This is a genomic window from Streptomyces sp. NPDC098101, assembly GCF_044760185.1.
GTDB lineage: Bacteria > Actinomycetota > Actinomycetes > Streptomycetales > Streptomycetaceae > Streptomyces.
The window spans coordinates 1,387,475-1,404,967 of record NZ_JBIWAS010000001.1; the positions used below are offsets into that span (position 1 = coordinate 1,387,475).

At 74.9% G+C, this 17,493-nt stretch carries 13 protein-coding genes; 1 reads left to right on the top strand and 12 read right to left on the bottom strand.

What is annotated here, in order from left to right:
• Window positions 1–42: 42 nt before the first annotated feature.
• From ACIQVI_RS05680 to ACIQVI_RS05735, 12 genes are all read right to left on the bottom strand, one after another.
• Window positions 43–825 (bottom strand): hypothetical protein, encoded by a 783-nt coding sequence (locus ACIQVI_RS05680; RefSeq protein WP_351970762.1) that lies wholly within the window; start codon window positions 823–825, stop codon window positions 43–45.
• Between the two features lie 133 nt (window positions 826–958).
• Window positions 959–2,203, bottom strand: coding sequence for a cytochrome P450 (locus ACIQVI_RS05685; RefSeq protein ID WP_351970761.1), 1,245 nt, complete (start codon window positions 2,201–2,203; stop codon window positions 959–961).
• Window positions 2,200–3,441, bottom strand: coding sequence for a cytochrome P450 (locus ACIQVI_RS05690; RefSeq protein ID WP_351970760.1), 1,242 nt, complete (start codon window positions 3,439–3,441; stop codon window positions 2,200–2,202). Before ACIQVI_RS05690 ends, ACIQVI_RS05685 begins: the two co-directional genes overlap by 4 nt.
• Window positions 3,438–4,061 carry an ATP/GTP-binding protein gene (locus tag ACIQVI_RS05695; RefSeq protein WP_121830520.1) on the bottom strand — a complete coding sequence of 208 codons (624 nt, stop codon included), beginning with the start codon at window positions 4,059–4,061 and terminating at the stop codon, window positions 3,438–3,440. The genes ACIQVI_RS05690 and ACIQVI_RS05695 overlap by 4 nt, the downstream gene beginning before the upstream one ends.
• On the bottom strand, window positions 4,042–4,395 hold the full coding sequence (locus tag ACIQVI_RS05700; RefSeq protein WP_121830521.1) for a DUF742 domain-containing protein: 354 nt from the start codon (window positions 4,393–4,395) through the stop codon (window positions 4,042–4,044). The genes ACIQVI_RS05695 and ACIQVI_RS05700 overlap by 20 nt, the downstream gene beginning before the upstream one ends.
• Entirely contained in the window at window positions 4,392–4,793 is a 402-nt protein-coding gene (locus ACIQVI_RS05705; RefSeq protein ID WP_030690508.1) for a roadblock/LC7 domain-containing protein, read from the bottom strand. Before ACIQVI_RS05705 ends, ACIQVI_RS05700 begins: the two co-directional genes overlap by 4 nt.
• A complete protein-coding gene (locus tag ACIQVI_RS05710; protein ID WP_403591431.1) occupies window positions 4,794–6,464 on the bottom strand; it encodes an ATP-binding protein in 1,671 nt (556 codons plus the stop codon). It abuts the gene before it with no gap.
• A gap of 252 nt (window positions 6,465–6,716) precedes the next feature.
• The gene (locus ACIQVI_RS05715) at window positions 6,717–7,913 is read right to left on the bottom strand and encodes a nitric oxide synthase oxygenase (RefSeq protein ID WP_403591434.1); all 1,197 of its coding nucleotides are present in this window, start codon (window positions 7,911–7,913) and stop codon (window positions 6,717–6,719) included.
• A 107-nt stretch (window positions 7,914–8,020) separates the two neighbouring features.
• A complete protein-coding gene (locus ACIQVI_RS05720) occupies window positions 8,021–9,832 on the bottom strand; it encodes a SpoIIE family protein phosphatase (RefSeq protein WP_403591437.1) in 1,812 nt (603 codons plus the stop codon).
• 165 nt (window positions 9,833–9,997) lie between these two features.
• Window positions 9,998–11,560: a DUF4139 domain-containing protein gene (locus tag ACIQVI_RS05725; protein WP_403591440.1), complete on the bottom strand. Its 1,563-nt coding sequence runs from the start codon at window positions 11,558–11,560 to the stop codon at window positions 9,998–10,000.
• 8 nt (window positions 11,561–11,568) lie between these two features.
• Window positions 11,569–13,686, bottom strand: coding sequence for a DUF4139 domain-containing protein (locus tag ACIQVI_RS05730; RefSeq protein WP_403591443.1), 2,118 nt, complete (start codon window positions 13,684–13,686; stop codon window positions 11,569–11,571).
• Between the two features lie 80 nt (window positions 13,687–13,766).
• On the bottom strand, window positions 13,767–15,995 hold the full coding sequence (locus tag ACIQVI_RS05735; RefSeq protein WP_403591446.1) for an alpha-N-acetylglucosaminidase: 2,229 nt from the start codon (window positions 15,993–15,995) through the stop codon (window positions 13,767–13,769).
• A 358-nt stretch (window positions 15,996–16,353) separates the two neighbouring features.
• Here ACIQVI_RS05735 and ACIQVI_RS05740 point away from each other — a divergent pair, with 358 nt between their 5' ends.
• On the top strand, window positions 16,354–17,448 hold the full coding sequence (locus ACIQVI_RS05740; RefSeq protein WP_351972509.1) for a chitinase: 1,095 nt from the start codon (window positions 16,354–16,356) through the stop codon (window positions 17,446–17,448).
• Window positions 17,449–17,493: the final 45 nt, after the last annotated feature.

A 17,493-nucleotide genomic window follows, 5' to 3' on the forward strand; every position in this document is an offset into this window, starting at 1 on the left:
GTCGCAACCCGGGGACCGGCAAGCGGGTGAAGCGGGCCCCGGTCAGGCGGGGGCGTCACCGGGGCCGGAGACGGGCCCGGCGGTGAGGTCGGTGGCGCGCAGCAGCCGCAGGAACGCCTTCAGACCGGTGATGATCTCCTCGTTGTCGGTGAGCCGGTTCACCGTCGCCTCGAACTCGCGGGCCAGGGCCGCGACGCCCCGGTCGGTCCGCTCGGCGCGCTCGTGCGCGGAGAGCCCGACCGCGTCCACGGTCCTGCGCAGCTCGGCCAGGGCCCGGTACTGCTCCTCCGCCTTGTCCTGGAGCACCGAGGCACCCGCTTCGAGCGCGGCGACACGCTCCCGCAGCGCCACCACGTCGTCCCGGGGGTACGTCACCTCCCGGAGCAACGTGCCCAGTCTGCCGCGCAGTTGCCCGAAGTACGCGCCGGCCGGCCGGAAGGCCGTGCTCAGCAGGAAGAACCCGGCGCACCAGTACGCCGCCTCCCGGCCGGTCGCGAGGGCGACGGCGAGCACGCCGGCCGCCGTGGCCACGTGCCCGGCGACGGCGACCCGCAGCATCACGCGCGCGATCCGCCGCGCCTCGACGTCCCGCTCCCCGGAGACCACGAGGCCCTTCTCGCGGCTGACCGCGATCTCCGCGAGGACCGCGTGCGCCCGGAAGTACAGGTTCCACGGCGCCGTCAGGAGCAGCAGGAGCCAGAGCAGCCCGAGGACGCCCGCCCCGACGGCGAGCACCGCCCCGGGCGGCGCCCCCACCGCGTACGCCAGTACCAGCGCCCCGACCGCGAGACCCGCCACCGCGAACGCGCCCACGACCTTGCCCATGCCGTCCCCCTCCGGACCGGTGCACGAGAACCGGTGCACACCCTGGGGCCATGGTTCCGACGGAACCGGGCCCCGGCATGAGTACGGCTACTCAGAACGGGGCCCGGTCTCCCGCGCGCACGCGCGACCGTCGTCAGGCCAGGACGACCGGCAGGTCGAAGAGGTCGTTCTGGGTGACGACCGGCTTGTTGCGCAGCTCCTCGCGCGGCACGGCCAGACGCAGCTCAGGGAAGCGCGCGTACAGCGCGGGCAGCGCCACCGACGCCTCCAGGCGGGACAGCGCCGCGCCCGGGCAGACGTGCGGGCCGTGCCCGAAGGAGATGTGCCGGTTCGGCGTGCGGGTCACGTCGAAGTCGCCCGCCGTCGGACCGAACTGCGCCTCGTCCCGGCCGATCGCGCCGAACGACACGATGAGCCCCTCGCCCTGGGGCAGGACCCGGTCGCCGACCTCGATGTCCTCGGCGGCGAACCGGATCAGGACGTGCGAGGTGGGCGTCGACCAGCGCAGGGTCTCCTCGATCACGTTCTCCCACGGCACCTCGCCCTTGAGCACCAGGTCGCGCTGCTCGGGGTGGGTGCTCAGGGCGACCACGGCGTTCACGATCAGGCTGATGGTCGTCTCGTGACCGGCGGCCACCATCAGCTGGAGGGTGTTGGTGATCTCCTCCGTGGTGAGCCGGTCGCCGTCCTCCGACGCCTCGATCAGCGCGCTGGTGAGGTCGTCGCCGGGCGCCTCCTTCTTGCCCGCCACGATCCCCGAGAACAGGGCGCCCAGGTCCGCCATCATCTGCGGCACCTCCTCGGGCGGGGTCTGCGTCGAGAAGAACTTGTCGAACAGCTCCTTCATCCGCGGCTGGTCGGCCCGGTCGACGCCCATCAGCTCGCAGACCACGTTCATCGGCAGCGGGTACGCGAACTCCGCCTTCAGGTCCACGGTCTCGCCCGCCGGGCGCTCCGCGAGCCGGTCCAGCATCTCCGTGGTCAGGGCCTCGATGCCGGCGCGCAGCCGCTCCACCCGGCGCGCGGTCAGCGCCTGCGCGACCAGACCGCGCAGCCGCCGGTGCTCCTCGCCGTCCACGGTCAGCATCGACTTGCCGGGGTTGGCCAGACCGATCAGCGGCCAGTCCAGGGGTATCTCGCCGCGCTGCCAGGCGCCCCAGACATCGATGTCCTTGACCAGCCGGGGGTCCGTGAGCAGCTTCCGGGCCTCCGCGTGGTGGGTGACGGCGAAGCAGGGCACCCCGCCCGGCAGGACGACCCGGGCCAGCGGCCCTGCGGCGCGCAGCCGGGCGCTCTCGCCGTCGAGGTCGCCGACGAACGGGTCCAGGTCGATGACACCGGTGCCGGACGCGGCGGTGTGGTCGTACGGGCAGCTCATCCTAGGGCTCCAAGGGCGGGGGTCGGGGTGTAGGTCACGGGAAGCGCGGTCAGGCCGCGCAGCCAGGGGGAGGGGCGGCGGGCGAGGTCCTCCGGGGGCACCGCGAGGTCCACGTCCGGCAGCCGGTCGAGCAGCACCTCGATGCCCGTCCGGGCGATGGTCTCGGCGACCTCCTGCGCGGGGAACGGGCAGCGGTGCTCGCCGTGCCCGAACGACAGGTAGGCGTTGTTGCCGCCGGTGAGCGCGCCGGAGTCGGTCCGCACGTGCGGGTCGGAGTTGGCGGCGGCCAGGCCGAGCAGCAGCAGGTCGCCGCCGCCGATCCGGCGCCCGCCGAGGTGGGTGTCGCGCGAGGCCCAGCGCCCGGCGACGTTCTGGGTGGGGGTGTCCTCCCACAGCACCTCGTTCATCGCCTCGCCGACGCTGTGCCGGCCGCCGGACAGCGAGGCCGCGAACCGGTCGTCGGTGAGCATCAGGCGCAGCGAGTTGCCGATCCAGTCGGCGGTGGGCTGGTGGCCGGCGGCCAGCATCACCATGAGGTCCTGGGCGACCTCCTCGACCGTGAACCCGGCCGTGTTGCCGAGCATCCGCGAGGCGACGTCGTCGCCCGGCGCCTCCGCCTTGGCGGTGAGCAGCCCGAACATGGACTCGCCCAGGTGGCGCTGGCCCTCCAGGGCGCCCTCCTGGCCGTTGATCATGTCGTTCATGGCCTTGACGAGCCCGGGGCCCTGCTCGTCGGCGAAGCCGTAGACGCTGGCGAGGACCCGGACTGGCAGCAGCATCGCGTACTCGGCGATGATGTCGCAGGAGCCCTTGCCGCACAGCCCGTCGATCAGCTCGTCGGCGAACCGCTCGGCGCGCTGCCTCAGGACGAACGGGTCGATCGCCTCCAGGGCGCCGGAGACGACCTCCGCGCGCTCGCGGTGCCGCTCGCCGACGGTGTAGAGGATGGACGGCTGCTTGCGGCCGATCATGGGCAGCAGGGGCCAGTCCGCGGGGATGCGGTCCCACTGGTTCCACAGGTCGGAGTCGCGCGAGAAGAGGACCGGGTCGCTGGTGACCTGGTGCAGCTCGCGGTAGCCGAGGACCAGCCAGGCGGGCACGTCCCCGTCCAGGACGACCGGGGCGACCGTCCCGTGCTCGCGGCGCATCTGCCGGTACAGCTCGGTGGGGTCGGTCTGGAACCGGGGCCCGCCCAGCGGGACGGGCCGGGGCTCGGAATGGGGCACGGGGCAGGTCACGGGGCGGGCTCCGGGATGGGCTGCGGCGTCGGGTCCTGGGCGACGACGGACTGCAGGTGCTCGACGAGCGTGATCAGGACCTGCTTGCTGGACTCGCGGGACCGGGCGTCGCAGAAGACCAGCGGGACCCCGTCGGAGAGGTCGAGGGCCTCGCGGATCTGCTCGGTCGTGTGGGCGGGGCCGCCGAAGTCGTTGCAGGCGACGACGAACGGCGTGCCGTGGTGCTCCAGGCGGTCGATCGCGTACCAGGAGTCGGCGAGCCGGCGCGTGTCGACGAGCACGACCGCGCCGAGCGTCCCGGAGAACAGCCGGTCCCAGAGGAACCAGAACCGCTCCTGGCCGGGCGCCCCGAACAGATAGAGGATGTTGTGGGCGTCCAGCGAGATCCGGCCGAAGTCGAAGGCCACGGTGGTGGCCGTCTTCGCGGCGACGCCGACGGTGTCGTCGACGCCCTCGCCCGCCTGCGTCATGGTCTCCTCGGTGTTCAGCGGACGGATCTCGCTGACCGAGCGCACCAGGGTGGTCTTGCCGACGCCGAAACCGCCGACGACGACGATCTTCAGTCCGTTGTCGGCGGTGCTGTGCAGGGTCTGGCGCTGTTCAGAGGTTACGGAGTCCAACGAGCACCTGCTCCAGGATGTCGTGATCGGGAAGGCGGTACGACGCGCGGGGGTGCCGTGCGCTGATCCGGCCGGTGTCGTGGAGGTCGGCCAGCAGGATCCGGGTGATCGACACCGGCAGGCCGAGTCCGGCCGCCACCTCCACCACGGCCGTGGGGAAGCGGCACATGCGCAGGATCGCGGCGTGCTCGGACTGCATCCCGGGGACCGGGTCGCTCTCGGCGACCACGAGGGTCACCAGGTCGAAGGCGTCGGACCCGGCACGGCTGCGGCCGCCGGTCAGGGTGTAGAGCCGGTCGGGGGAGTCGTCCCTGCCCGGCCTGGATCGGCTCATCCCCGGGGCCTCGCGACCAGGTACTCGCCCAGTTGCTCGACCAGTTCGGACATGTTGTGGCCGACGAGTCCGGCGTCGGCGTCCTCGTCGGCGACGAGGGCGAGGTGGGCGCCCTCGCCGGCCTCCACGATGAACAGGATGCCGCCGTAGAACTCGGCCATCGCGGAACGGACGCCGCCCGTGCCGTCGCCGAACTCCACGGACGCACCGTGCGACAGGCTCTGGATGCCGGCGGCGATCGCGGCGAGCTGGTCCGCCTGGTCGACGGAGAGCTCGGGGGTACGGCAGAGCTTGAGGCCGTCACGGGAGAGCACCAGGGCGTGTCGGGTGCCCGGGGTGCGTTCCAGCAGGCCCTCCAGGAGCCAGCTGAGCTTCTCGTCGGTGGTGGTGCCGGTCATTTACGGGGTGCCTTCCGGGTGCGGGGAGTTCGAGGACGGCGACGTCCGGGGGGCGGACGTCCGGCCGGCCTGGTCGGACGGGGCGGGCGGGGCGGCGGGGGAGCCGTCCGCCGCCGGGGAGGTGTCGGACGCCGGGGAGGCGTCGGCTTCGGTGCCGGCGTCGGACCGTTCGGCGGCGCGGACGGCCCGGCGGAAGGTGCCGAAGCGGGACGCCGCCCCGGCCGCCGCGCCGCTGCGCGGGCCCGCCGCGCGCGGCTTCGCGGCGGCGTCGGGGCCCTCCGGGTGGGCGGCGGCGAGGGCCCGGCCGCGACGGCGGCGCGGCAGACCGCTCTCGCCGAACTGCGGGTGCTCGCCGGTGCCCTCACCGGCGGTGTCCGGGGCGGTGTCGGGCTCGTGCACGGTCTCGGGCTCCCGGACCCGCGCACCGGCGGGGTCCGGCGCCGGTGCCTCGGCCGGTGCCCGGTCGGGCGCGGGCGCGGACAGGCCGCGGGCGGACACCGGGGGCAGTGCGGCGGCGGGCGCGGCCGGGGTCTCCGCGGGCACGTGGCTGATCAGGTCCTGCGGCAGCATCAGCAGGGCGCCGGTGCCGCCGCGCGCCGAGGGGCGGAACGACACGGTCAGACCGTGCTTGCGCGCCAGCCGGCCGACGACGGCCAGGCCGAGCCGGGTGCCGGACAGACCGGCCAGGTCCTGGTTCTCCGCGCTCACGGCGGCCTCGGCGCGGCGCAGCTGGACGTCGCTCATCACCAGGCCGCTGTCCTCCACCGCGATGATGACGCCGGCGGGGACCTCCTCCACGTAGACGTGGACCTCGGCGGTGGGCGGCGAGAAGTTCGCGGCGTTGTCCATGAGTTCGGCCAGGGCGTGCATGACGCCCTCGGCGGCGTGGCCCGCGACGGCCGCGTCGCTGCTGGAGTGCAGCCGCACCCGCTGGTAGCCGCCGATCCGGCCCATGGCGCCGCGCAGGATCGACTCCATGACGATCGGGCGGGCCCAGCGGCGGCCGGAGCGCGCTCCGGTCAGCACGGCGATGGAGTCGGCGAGCCGGCCGGCCTGGGCGGTGCGGTGGTCGAGGTGGAGGAGGTCGGTCAGGACGTCCTCGTCGGCGTGCCGGTGCTCCATCTCCCGCAGGTCGGCCAACATGCTGGTGGCGAGCGCCTGCATCCGGCCTGCGGCGTTGGCGGCGGCGGCCATGGCGGCGGACCGGCCGGACTCGGCGCGGCGCAGCCTCTCCTCCAGGCGCGCGACGTCGGCGGCCCGGGTCCGGGCCAGCTCCGCCGTCTCGGCCGCGTGGGCGCGGACCAGTTCCTCGGTACGGGCCGCGCGGGCCGCCTCGGCGGCCGCGGTCTCCACCGCGTACCGCTCCTTCAGGGCCGTGGCCTCCCGCTCGGCGGAGGCCGCGGCCGCGGTGGCGTACGCCTCGCGGGAGGCGAGTTCGGCGGTGAGGGTCTCGACCCGGCGGCCGAGGGCGCGCGAGGAGCGCCCGTACCAGGTGACGGCGAACGCCGAGGCGGCGAGCAGCAGCACGCAGCAGACGGCGAACCAGGCGAGCGCGGGACGGACCCCGGCCGGCGCCGCGGCGGTCGCCGCCGCGGCGAGCGCACCACCTGCGGCGGCTGTCAGCAACGAGGCGAGCAGGGCAGGGCGGAAGGGGGTGGACGGCGCCGACATCAACCAGACTCTCGAGAACGGGCACGCGGGAAGGGAGTCGCAACGACGGCACTATAGAGGCGAGATTGATCAGTTAGGAACTCGCCTGATCGGATCGGCACCCAAGTAAAGGTTCAACTGTCCCATTTATGCGATCAAGAGTGATCGAATTTACTCAGAGTTCACCGAAGTTCCGGCCGGTGACCGACTCCTGGCGCGTGCTCAGGAAGCCGGTCACCCACGTCGCGTCATCCGGCCCGCGGGGCGCCGGGCCTACCGCTCGCGCGCCACGAACGCGGGCCGCAGCGACTCGTCCACCGGGTCGTAGTAGCGGTGGAACACCGGGGTGGCCGAGCCGGAGACGGGCGGGACGATCCAGCTCCAGTCGGCGGGGGTCGGCCTGCCGTGCCGGGTCTCCCGGTCGATGTGCCGGAGGAACCGCTCGGACTCGGTGTGGTGGTCCGCCATCGTCACCCCGGCCTCCTCGAAGGAGTGCAGCACCGCCACGTTCAGCTCGACCAGCGCCCGGTCCCGCCACAGCGTCCGCTCCGACGAGCGGTCCAGGCCCAGGCGTTCGGCGACCACCGGCAGCAGGTCGTAGCGGTCGGTGTCGGCGAGGTTCCGGGCGCCGATCTCCACCCCCATGTACCAGCCGTTGAACGGCGCCGCCGGATAGCGCACCCCGCCGATCTCCAGCGGCATGTCGCTGATCGCCGGCACCGCGTACCAGCGCAGGCCGAGGTCCGCGAACCACGGGTGGTCCGGATGCCGCAGCGGCACCTCCATGACGCACCCGTCCGGCAGCTCGTACCACTCCGGCCGCGCGTCCGGACGCTCCCGCACCATCAACGGCAGTATCTGGAAGGGGTCGTCGGTCCGCTTCCACCCCAGCTCGCGGGCGCGCGCGGTCGGTTCCGCGCCGCGCGGATCGCCGACCCAGCTCCCCTCCGGGGTGCGGTGCCCCGCGTAGCGCACCAGCTGGTCGTTGACGATCCGGGGCCCGGGGCGGCCGGGCCGGTCCGGCGCGAAGACCGAGATCACCGGACGGATCCGGCCGTCGTTGCCGGCCAGCCGCAGATGCTCGAAGCAGGCGTCGGCGACCCCGTCGGCCGAGGCGACGTGCCGCAGGTCGCGCACCACGAGGCTGCGCCAGTAGAGCCTGCCGATGCAGCGGGCCGCGTTGCGCCACGCGACCCGGGCGCCGAACGCCAGCTCCTCCGGGGTGTGTTCGTACGTGCCCGTCCGGTCGATCTCGGCGAGGACCTCGCGGACCCGGCGCTCCGGGTCACCCGCCCGGGGCTCCTCCTGGTGGAACTGCCGGACGAAGCTCTCCGCCTCCCGCCGGTCGGTGACGTGCGGCGCCGCTTCCGGCGCTCGCGGGGGCCCTTCCGGGCCGGGGACGGTGTCGGACGTGAACGGACAGACGCCGACGGGGGCCGGCTTCCGCCGACGTCGCAGACTGAAGACCAAGGTGTTCCCTCCTGGCCCCCATGATTACCCCATGTGTTCGCGCGTGTGTGGAGAGTGTGCGTACTTCGTACGGGAACGGCGCCGCGCTGCTACTCTGTCCGGTTCTGCTACGACTCCTGGGCGACCGGCACGTTCTGCTCCGCCCAGACCACCTTGCCGGTGACGGTGCGACAGGAACCCCAGCGGCGACAGAGCATGTTGATGAGCTGGAGCCCCCGCCCGCCCTCGTCGCTGAGGTCCGCGTGCTGGATCTGCGGCAGGTCGGGACCCGTGTCCGAGACCTCCACGACCAGCCGCTCGCCGCGCCAGAGCCGCAGCTCGCCCGGCCCGTTGCCGTACCGCAGCGCGTTGCCCACGAGCTCGGAGACCACCAGCTCGCAGACGTCCGCGAGCTCGTCCAGACCCCACGCGGCGAGCTGACCGGTGACCAGGTTCCGGGCGACGGAGGCCGCCCGCCCGTCCTTCGGCAGCTCCCACACCCGCAGGTCGTCGCGCGGGGACGGGGAGTCCGTCGCGACCAGGAGCACCGCCTCGTCGAACCGCTCGGCCCCGGCCGGGGCCCGCTCCACCAGACCGCCCGCCTCCAGGGCCCCCGGAGTGAGGCCGAGCGCGGCTGACCGCAGCCGCTCCAGCTGCTCGTCCAGGTCCTCCGTCCGGGTCTTGATGAGCCCGTCCGTGTACATCACCAGATGACCGCCGTCGGGCACCTTCAGCCGGATCGGGTCGTACGGGATCACGCCCGCCCCCAGGGGCGCGCCGGCCGGCACGTCCGCGAAGTCGGCCGCGCCCCGCCCGTCGAGCAGCAGCGGCGGCAGGTGCCCGGCGCTGGCCAGCGTGTAGCTGGAGTCCGCCGGGTCGTAGACCGCGCACAGACACGTGGCGACCTGCTCGTCCTCCAGGTCGCGGGTGGCCAGGTCGAGCCGCGCCAGGACCCGCTCCGGAGCCATGTCCAGGGTCATCAGGGTGCGGGCGACGGCCCGCAGCCGGCCCATCGTGGCGGCGGCGGGCAGCCCGTGCCCCATCACGTCCCCCACCACCAGGGCCGTCCGCCCGCCGGGCAGCGCCATCACGTCGTACCAGTCGCCGCCCACCCCGTGGCCGGCCGTCGAGGGCGCGTACTCCGAGTGCAGCCGCAGCCCCGGCGTCACCGGGGTCGCGCGCGGCAGCAGACTGCGCTGCAACGAGACCACGTGCTCGCGCTCGCGCCCGTAGAGCCGCGCGTTGTCGATGAAGACGGCGGCCTTCGAGGCCAGCTGCTCCGCCAGGGCCAGGTCCGTGGAGGAGAACGGCGGCGTCCCCGGACCGCGCACGAAGTCGGCGCTGCCGAGCAGCAGCCCGCGGGCGATCAGCGGCACGGCCAGATAGCTGTGCACCCCGGCGGCGCGCATCTGCGCCGCCGCGCTCGCCGTCGGCGCGACCCGGGCGAAGTCGTCGCCCCGCATCCGGCTCAGCAGGACCGGCTTGCCCTGCCGCAGGCAGTACCGGTGCAGCAGCGTCTCGTGCCGCTCCTCGGACCGGACGTAGGTCTCGCCCACCGGGGTCGGCTCCAGGGAGGAGAGCTCCTCGATGGCGCACAGCGCCGTGGCCCGCAGCAGGGGCATCCCCTCGCCGGTCCACCGGGCCCCCTCCTCGCCGCGCAGGACGCTCTCCAGGACGTCCACGGCGGCGCCGTCGGCGAACCGGGGCACCGTGAACTCCGCCAGCTCCTGCGCGGTCCGCTCCAGATCCAGGGTCGTGCCGATCCTGGAGGTGGCGGAATTCAGCCACGCCAGCTGACTGCGGGTGGTGAACCGGTCGGGCGGCAGCAGACCCCTGCTCCTGCGGAACCGCGCGCCCGCGCCTGCCGGATGGTGGGCCGACGGATTGCTCCCGGCCGAGGCGCGGCTGGTCAGGCGCCGCCTGTCGCTCCCGCCGTTCACTCTTTCGGCCTCCAGACAGGGTGTGACGCCATCTGCTGCACAGTCTGCACCGGAAGAGGCCGCAGTGCATCAGGCATGAGGAACCAACCTGCGCAAGCATGTCCACGGCCACGAGGAGTCACCCCGGGGCGACCCTCCGCGACGCGGGGGCGGCGCCGCCCGCCCTCAGAGCCCCACGACCTTCGCGGCCGCCGACACCTCGTACACCAGGGTGACCGTCCGGCGGCCGCCCGGGGGCAGGGAGACGTCCCAGCGGACGACGCCCTCCGCGTCCACCGAGGCCGGCGCGGGGGAGCAGGACTCCTCGCGCAGCCGCACCTCCACCGCCGAGACCTCGGAGACGGGAATCCGCTCCCGCAGGGCGACCACCCGCTCGCCCTCCTCGCCCGGGGCGGAGAACCGCGACAGGTGCAGCCGGACCGTGTGGGTGACCACGGTCCGCTGGGTGAGCCCCGTGGTGTCGTGGGACTCCTCGGCGTACCGGACGACCCGGAGGTCGTCCCGGCTGCCGTAGGCCAGCTCCGCCGGGGCGCCGGGGGCGGTGAAGTCCAGCGTGCCGCGACCGGTGAAGCCGCTGTCGCGCACCAGGTCCACCGGCCCCGCCAGCAGGGCGTGGCCGGACCGGTTGTCGAACCGCACCACCTGGGTGACCAGCGGCGACAGTTCGGGGGAGCAGGCGTACTCGCCGCCCGCGTCCGTCGTGAAGACGGAGAGCGGCACCCGGTGCGCGCGGCCGTCGCCGCGCACGGAGACCGCCGAGGGGGCGTTCAGGACGCGCGCCTCGCCGCCGTCGTCGACCCCCGGCAGGCCGAGCACCGGCGCCGGCCCGAGGTCCCCGATCGCCTCCTCGCGCACCTCGACGTCGACCGTGCGCCGCTCGGCGGCGGAGCGGTCCCTGAGCGTCAGCCGGTCCTCGACCAGGCCCGGCGGTTCGGTGGCGAGCGCCGAGCGGGCCGTCGACAGCGTCAGCCGCACGTCCGACCAGTCCTCGCCGGTGCGCTGCCAGACCACCGCCTCGGTCTCCAGGGTCAGGGAGCCGCCGTCGAGCACGGCCCGGTAGGCGGGCCGCCACAGCGCGCACGGGGTGAGGTGGCCGAGCCGCAGCCGGGCGGGCCCGGCCTCCGCGGCCTCCACGGTCAGCTCCACGTGGGCGACCAGCTCGGCGGGCTCCTCCTCGGCCTCGGCCACGGCCCGCAGGGTCGTGTCGTACTCGGTTTCGAGGGCGGTGAGCCGGACGCCGACGGCCCGGAGCCGCTCGGCGTACGTGTCGCGCTCGGCGTCCACGCGGTCCAGCTCCCGGCCCCAGCGCTCCCTCTCGCTCTCCCCGGAGCCGACGCCCTCGCGGATCTCCCGCAGCAGGTCGGCGGCGAGCCGGCCGAGCAGGTCGAGCCGGGCGAGCAGCCGGTCGCGCTCCCGCTCCACCGTGTCCCGCTCCCGGTCCAGGGCGTGCAGGCGCAGCCGGAGGGCGGAGTCGTCGCCGGGGGAGGGGACCGGGCCGCGCGGCGTCCAGGTGCGGACGATCCGCGTGCCGAGCACGGTCGCCGGACGGTCGGAGGCCAGCTCGGCGTGGAGGGTGCGGTCGACGGCTAGTGCGCCGATCGGGCCGAGGCGCAGGCGCTGGACGCCGGCCGCCAGGTCCAGCTCGGCGGTCCGCTCGACGTGGGCGCGGTCCTCCAGACAGGTGACGGCGGTGACGGGAAGGGCGATCGGTCGGGGTTCCGTGGTCATGGTGGGGGTCAGCTCCTGCGGTTGCCGTCGACCAGGGCCTTGCCGGCCGGGATGCGGATCTCGTAGCCGCCTTCGAGGACGGCGGTGCCCCCGGCGGGGAGTTCGACCCGCCGGACGCGGGTGCCCGGCGCGTGCTCCTCGGGCCCGTCCCCGGGCACCGCCCAGCCGGGCCGCTCCTCGATCCGCACGTCGGGCTCGGAGGTGACCGGCACCCGCTCGCGGACCTCCACGACGGCGGGCCCGGCGAGGCGGTTCGCCAGCTCCACGCTCACCTGGTGGTCGAGCACGGTGACGTTGTTGCGCAGGCCCGCGGTCGACTCCCGCAGATGGCTGCGGCGGGTCACCCGGATCGCCTCGGCCGGGCCCAGGCCGAGGCGCCGGACCCCGCCCGGGGCGAGCGTGGGGAGCGCGGCCGTCAGCAGGAACTCGTCGTCGACGGTGACCTCCACCGGGCCGGCCAGAAGGGCCCGGCCGGTGGCGTTGGAGACCACGAGCGTCGCGTACACGGTCTCCTCCACGGACGGCACGCAGAGGTACTCGGTGCGCAGGCCGACCGGGATCTCGCCGACCGCGACGGTGTGCCAGGTGCCGTCCGACGGGACGTCGGCGCGGGCGGCGGCGTCGAAGCGGTGGTCGAACGACCCCGCCGACTCGCGGGGGCGCACGGCATGCCGGGGCAGCGGCAGCGCGGCCACCCCCTCGGCACGACGGCGGTACTCGGTCGCCACCGCGTCGGAGGAGGAGTCCGGGAACAGCCGTCCCCGGCGCGCCCCCCGGTCGTCGGGGCCGGACAGGACGAGGGAGGCGTAGTCCAGCTCGTCGCCGCTCGGCCGCGGCGGACCGGACGGCGGCAGTGGCGGCGCCGGGGCGGGCGCGAGCGCGCCGGGCGCCGCGGGCGCCATGGCACGCCGGGCGGAACCCGGCGCGGACCCGGGTGCGCCGCCGTAGCCCTGCGGTGCCGGTCCCGGGGCTCCGCCATAGCCCTGCGGCGCGGATCCCGGGGCCCCGCCGTAGGCATCGGGGGCGAAGCCGTACGCGGCGCCGGGCGGCGGGGGCGCTCCGGTGAGGGCCGGCGGCCCGGCGAAGGCCGGGGACGCGGGAGCCGGGGGCGGCGGCGGGACCGGACCGGCCGCGACCGGCACGGCCGCGGATCCCGCCGCGCCGCCGAGTCGGGAGGAGGCCGGGACGGGCCGGGGCCCGGCCGCCTCGTACCCGGCGAAGAGGTCGTCGAGGCCCGCCGGGGGCTCGCGCCAGCCGGACGGCGCGGGGGTCGCCTGCCGGCGCCCGATCCGTATCGAACGCAGCCGGGGCAGGTCGGTGCGGCGGCGCAGGTCGGCGGTGGCCAGGGCGAGGCGCACCCCGGTCCAGTCCTCGCCGGTGCGCTGGGCGACCGAGGCGCGCAGCACCAACTGCCCCCCGTCGTCGCCCCGGCGGTGCGAGAGGCGGTAGGCCGGTACCCAGACGGCGCCCGGCACGCCGTACTCCAGCTCCAGTTCCACTTCCGCCGGAGCCTCCCCGCCGGCCGCGCCGTCGAGGGTCAGGAGGGCGGAGACCGTGGTCTCGACGTGCGACGAGGGGGCGTCGGTGGAGGCCCGGGCGAGCCGGTCGGCGGCGACGGAGAGCGCGTGCTCGGCGCGGAGCAGCTCCTCCTCGACGTCCCCGAGCCCCGCGTGCAGGCGGGCCAGCCGCTCGTCGACGAAGTCGGCGAGGTCCAGCCAGGCGTCGACCGCGGTCCGGCGGTGCGGGTCCTCGCGCTTGCGGGCCGGAGGGACCGGGTGCAGCCCCGTGACCTCCTCGATCAGGGTCCGCTGCCGGTCCCGGCGCGCCTCGACCGCCGCGTACGCGTCCCGCAGCCGTTCGACCTCGCGCCGCAGCTCGTCGGGCGTGTCGCCGTCGAGCGGCGCGGCCGCGACCGCCACCCGGGCCTCGGTGACCCGGACACCGGCCGGGCCCAGGACCCGGGCCCGCAGCGAGCCCGGATCCAGGGTGCGGGGCAGTCCCGCGACCCGCACCCGGCCGTCCGGGGGCACGGCGCCCCGGGCCAGCCGGCGGCAGACCGCGCCCTGCGCGTACACCACGACCGAATCGAGGGTCGACCCCCACCTCCGGGCCGTCTCCTCCGACATGCGCCTCGCCCCCTGCCCCGTCCGTCGTACCGGTCGAAGCCTACGCGGACGGGCCGTGATCCGGTGCCGGGAGGCGTCCTTCAGGCCGTGGACGCCGCCGCCAGGAACGCCCGCGCCTCCTCCGCGAGCGCGTGGGGGTCGCCGGTCGGCGCGGTCGGGTAGCTCCGGTGCTCCCGGGCCCAGGCGTCGTCCCGCGCGAACCAGTCGACGGCGACCGGCGCGGTGCCGGTGACCAGGGCGCTGTCCAGACCCGCGAAGTACGCGGCCCAGCGCGGCGCGTAGACGTCCCGGACGAGCCCGTCCCACTCGCGGTTGGCGTAGTCCCGCAGCCCCGTCTCGCTCGGCCCCCGGTCGGCCCAGGTGGTCAGGATCGAGCGGGCGTCGTACTCCAGACGATCGCGTTCGGCCGGGTCGGCGCCCCAGGCGCGGGCGTCCTCCAGCCACGGGCCGAGCAGGAACCGCCGGTCGGAGCCGACCAGCCGCCCGAGCAGCTCCGTGCTCGCGTTCCACTCGCGCACCAGAGCCCGGAACCGCTCCAGGTCCTTCGCCTCGTACGCGGACCTGATCCGCGGCAGCAGCACCCGGGCGCGGTTGGTGAGCGCCTGGCGCGCCACGTCCACCAGGTCGTACCGGTAGGCGTCCGTGGTCCGCAGCGCGGGCGCGACCCGCAGCAGCTCCGACAGCGCCCGCTCCACGGTGGCCGCGTCGTACCGCGAGAAGGCCGGGCTCCAGCGGGCGGCCCTGGTCGCCGTGAGGCTCGGCCGCGCGGTGAAGAGGCCGTCCTGCGGCTCGCTCCACGTCCCCGGCGCCATGCCGTACGGGCCCAGGCGCAGCTGTTCCCAGGCTGCGGCCGCGTGCGGGTCGGCCCCGCCGTAGCGCCGGTCCGCGTACGCGGCGAACCAGGCCCGCTGGTCGACGGGGCCCGGCTCCCAGGCGAGTTCGGTGAACAGGTCGAACCCGGCGGGGTTCCCGCCGGTGGCCTCCGGCAGGTAGGCGATGCCCCGCAGCGCGGAGTCGGGCCTGGTCAGCCACGTGTGGAAGCGCTCGCCCCAGACGCCGGTGTTGGCGCCGATGCTGGTGTGGCCGCCGAAGTTGGCGATCGAGCCGAAGGCGTAGGGCGTGCCGCCCCACTCGGCCTCGCGGTCGAGGCCGTCGTAGCGGTCGGAGAGGCCGTCGACGATCAGGACCCGGTCGCGGTCCACCCCGCTCAGGAACGCGGCGGTCGGGTTCTTCTGCCAGCCGAGCATGACCCAGGTGGCGCCGGGGCGCGCGGTCTCCAGGGCCCGCTGGACGGCCCCGGCGGCCGCGGCCACGTCGACCGGGCCGGGGGTGCCGCCCTCGTGCAGCAGGTCCATCTTGAACATGGCGCTGTCGCCGAACCGCTCCCGCTGGACCCGGTAGTAGGCGGCGGCGAGCCGGTCGAAGACCGGGCCGGTCGGGTCCAGCCAGTCGGGCCGGTCGAAGCCGACCCACTTGCCCTGCGGGACGGTGACCGCCCCCGGGTTCCGCGCGGCGAACCCCGGCGGCACGGTGCCGAAGAAGCCCGGGAGCACGGGGGTCATCCCGAGCGAGCGCAGCTGCCGCGCGATCCGGCCGCCGAGCGCCGCGCGGTCCTCGATCAGCCGCTCGGAGACCGGGCCCGCGAAGCCCGACATGTTCTGCAGCAGCCACCAGGCCTGGTGGGCGGGGGCGGGGATCCAGCGCCGCAGCTCGGCGGCGTCGTAGCCGAACTCCTGGAGCGCCCGGTGGTACGGGTACTCGGCCCCCGTGGGCACGAAGACCTCGTTCACGCCGTGCAGCGCCATCAGGTCGATGTCGCGGCGGTACGCGTCGAAGTCCCGGTAGGCGCCCGAGTAGCCCTCGTCGGTGTCGTTCAGGGCGTAGCGGTGGGGCACGTTCGCCGACCGGATCAGGGTCCCGGGGACCCCGGGGAGCACGGCGGGCAGCCGGCCGAGGCTGTCGCCGGGCCATCCGATGTCGACCCCGGCGACCCGCTCCAGGTACCAGCCCGCCCCGGCGAGCAGCGTGGCGGGCGAGGTGCCCCGCACCTGGATCCGGCCCGCCCCGCCGGAGACCGCGAACCAGTCGCCGGACTCCGGCCGCGCGACGGGGACCAGGACGAACTGCCGGGCCCGCGAGGACAGCAGGCGCTCCAGACTCGCCCGCGCGGGCGCCGTGTCGAAGGCGGGCGCGGCGGCGGAGACGGCCCCGCCCCCGGGAGAGAGCGCGCCGGGCGCGACCGCCGTCGCGACGACGAGCGCCACGAGGAGGAGGACGTGACGGCAGCGGAGCATCAGGCGTCGGCCCATCTGGTTCCCTTGGTCTTCCCTGCTCGAAAGAGCCCGGCGGATCGTCCGCCCACTGTCCTACGCCCCCTCGTCCGAAGGGCGCAGGTGGAGCGGTGACCTGCGACGTCTCATCCTTGCGGGTGTACGCGTCGCAGGGGCCGGGCCTTCTTCGCGGACGTGCGCGTCGCCGGGGCCCGCCTCTCCCGTGGACGTACCGGGCCGGGGCGCCGCGACGACCAACCCGCCCCCTCCGCTGCGATGACGGACGCCAATTTCCTTCTGTGCGGCGGCGGTTGACGAATGGTCTGGACCAACCTACGGTCTGCTGGAGCGCGCGCCATTCCCCAGGACCCATCCCCCCACGTCCCAAGGAGCACGCATGTCAGGCTCTCGGATCACCCGTGTCCTCGGAGCGGGCCTCGCCGCCCTGCTCGCGGCCGCCGGCCTCGCCGCGCCCGCCGCCGCCGAAGGCGCGAAGCCCGTACGAACCGAAGCGTCCGCCGCCGGTGCCGCCGCCGACACCTGCGCCCTCAAGCCGAAGCCCGCCGGAAAGGTCCTCCAGGGGTACTGGGAGAACTGGGACGGCGCGGCCAACGGCGTCCACCCGCCCTTCGGCTGGGCCCCCATCGACGACCCGCGCTTCGCCGCCCACGGCTACAACGTCATCAACGCCGCCTTCCCCGTCATCCGCTCGGACGGGACGGTCCTGTGGGAGGACGGCATGGACAGCACCGTCCGCGTCGCCACCCCCGCCGAGATGTGTCGCGCCAAGGCGGCCGGGGCGACGATCCTGATGTCGATCGGCGGCGCCACGGCGGGCATCGACCTGAACTCCACCGCCGTCGCCGACCGCTTCGTCGACACCATCGTGCCCATCCTGAAGAAGTACAACTTCGACGGCATCGACATCGACATCGAGACCGGCCTGGTCGGCAGCGGCTCCATCACCACCCTCTCCACCTCCCAGGCCAACCTGATCCGCATCATCGACGGCGTCCTCGCCCGGATGCCCGCAGGCTTCGGCCTGACGATGGCCCCGGAGACCGCGTACGTCACCGGCGGCAGCGTGGTCTACGGCTCGATCTGGGGCGCGTACCTGCCGGTCATCAAGAAGTACGCCGACAACGGGCGCCTGTGGTGGCTCAACATGCAGTACTACAACGGCAGCATGTACGGCTGCGCGGGCGACTCCTACTCCGCCGGCACCGTCGCCGGGTTCGTCGCGCAGACCGACTGCCTGAACAAGGGCCTGGTCATCCAGGGCACCACGATCAAGGTCCCGTACGACAAGCAGGTCCCCGGCCTGCCCGCCCAGCCCGGCGCGGGCGGCGGCCACATGGCCCCGTCGGCCGTGGCCCAGGCGTGGAACCACTACAAGGGCGCCCTCAAGGGTCTGATGACCTGGTCGGCGAACTGGGACGGCGCGAAGGGCTGGACCTTCGGCGACAACGTCAAGGCGCTCCAGGGCCGCTAGAGCTGGAAGGCGCCCCCTTCCCCCGACCCGGTCCCGGTGGCCGGG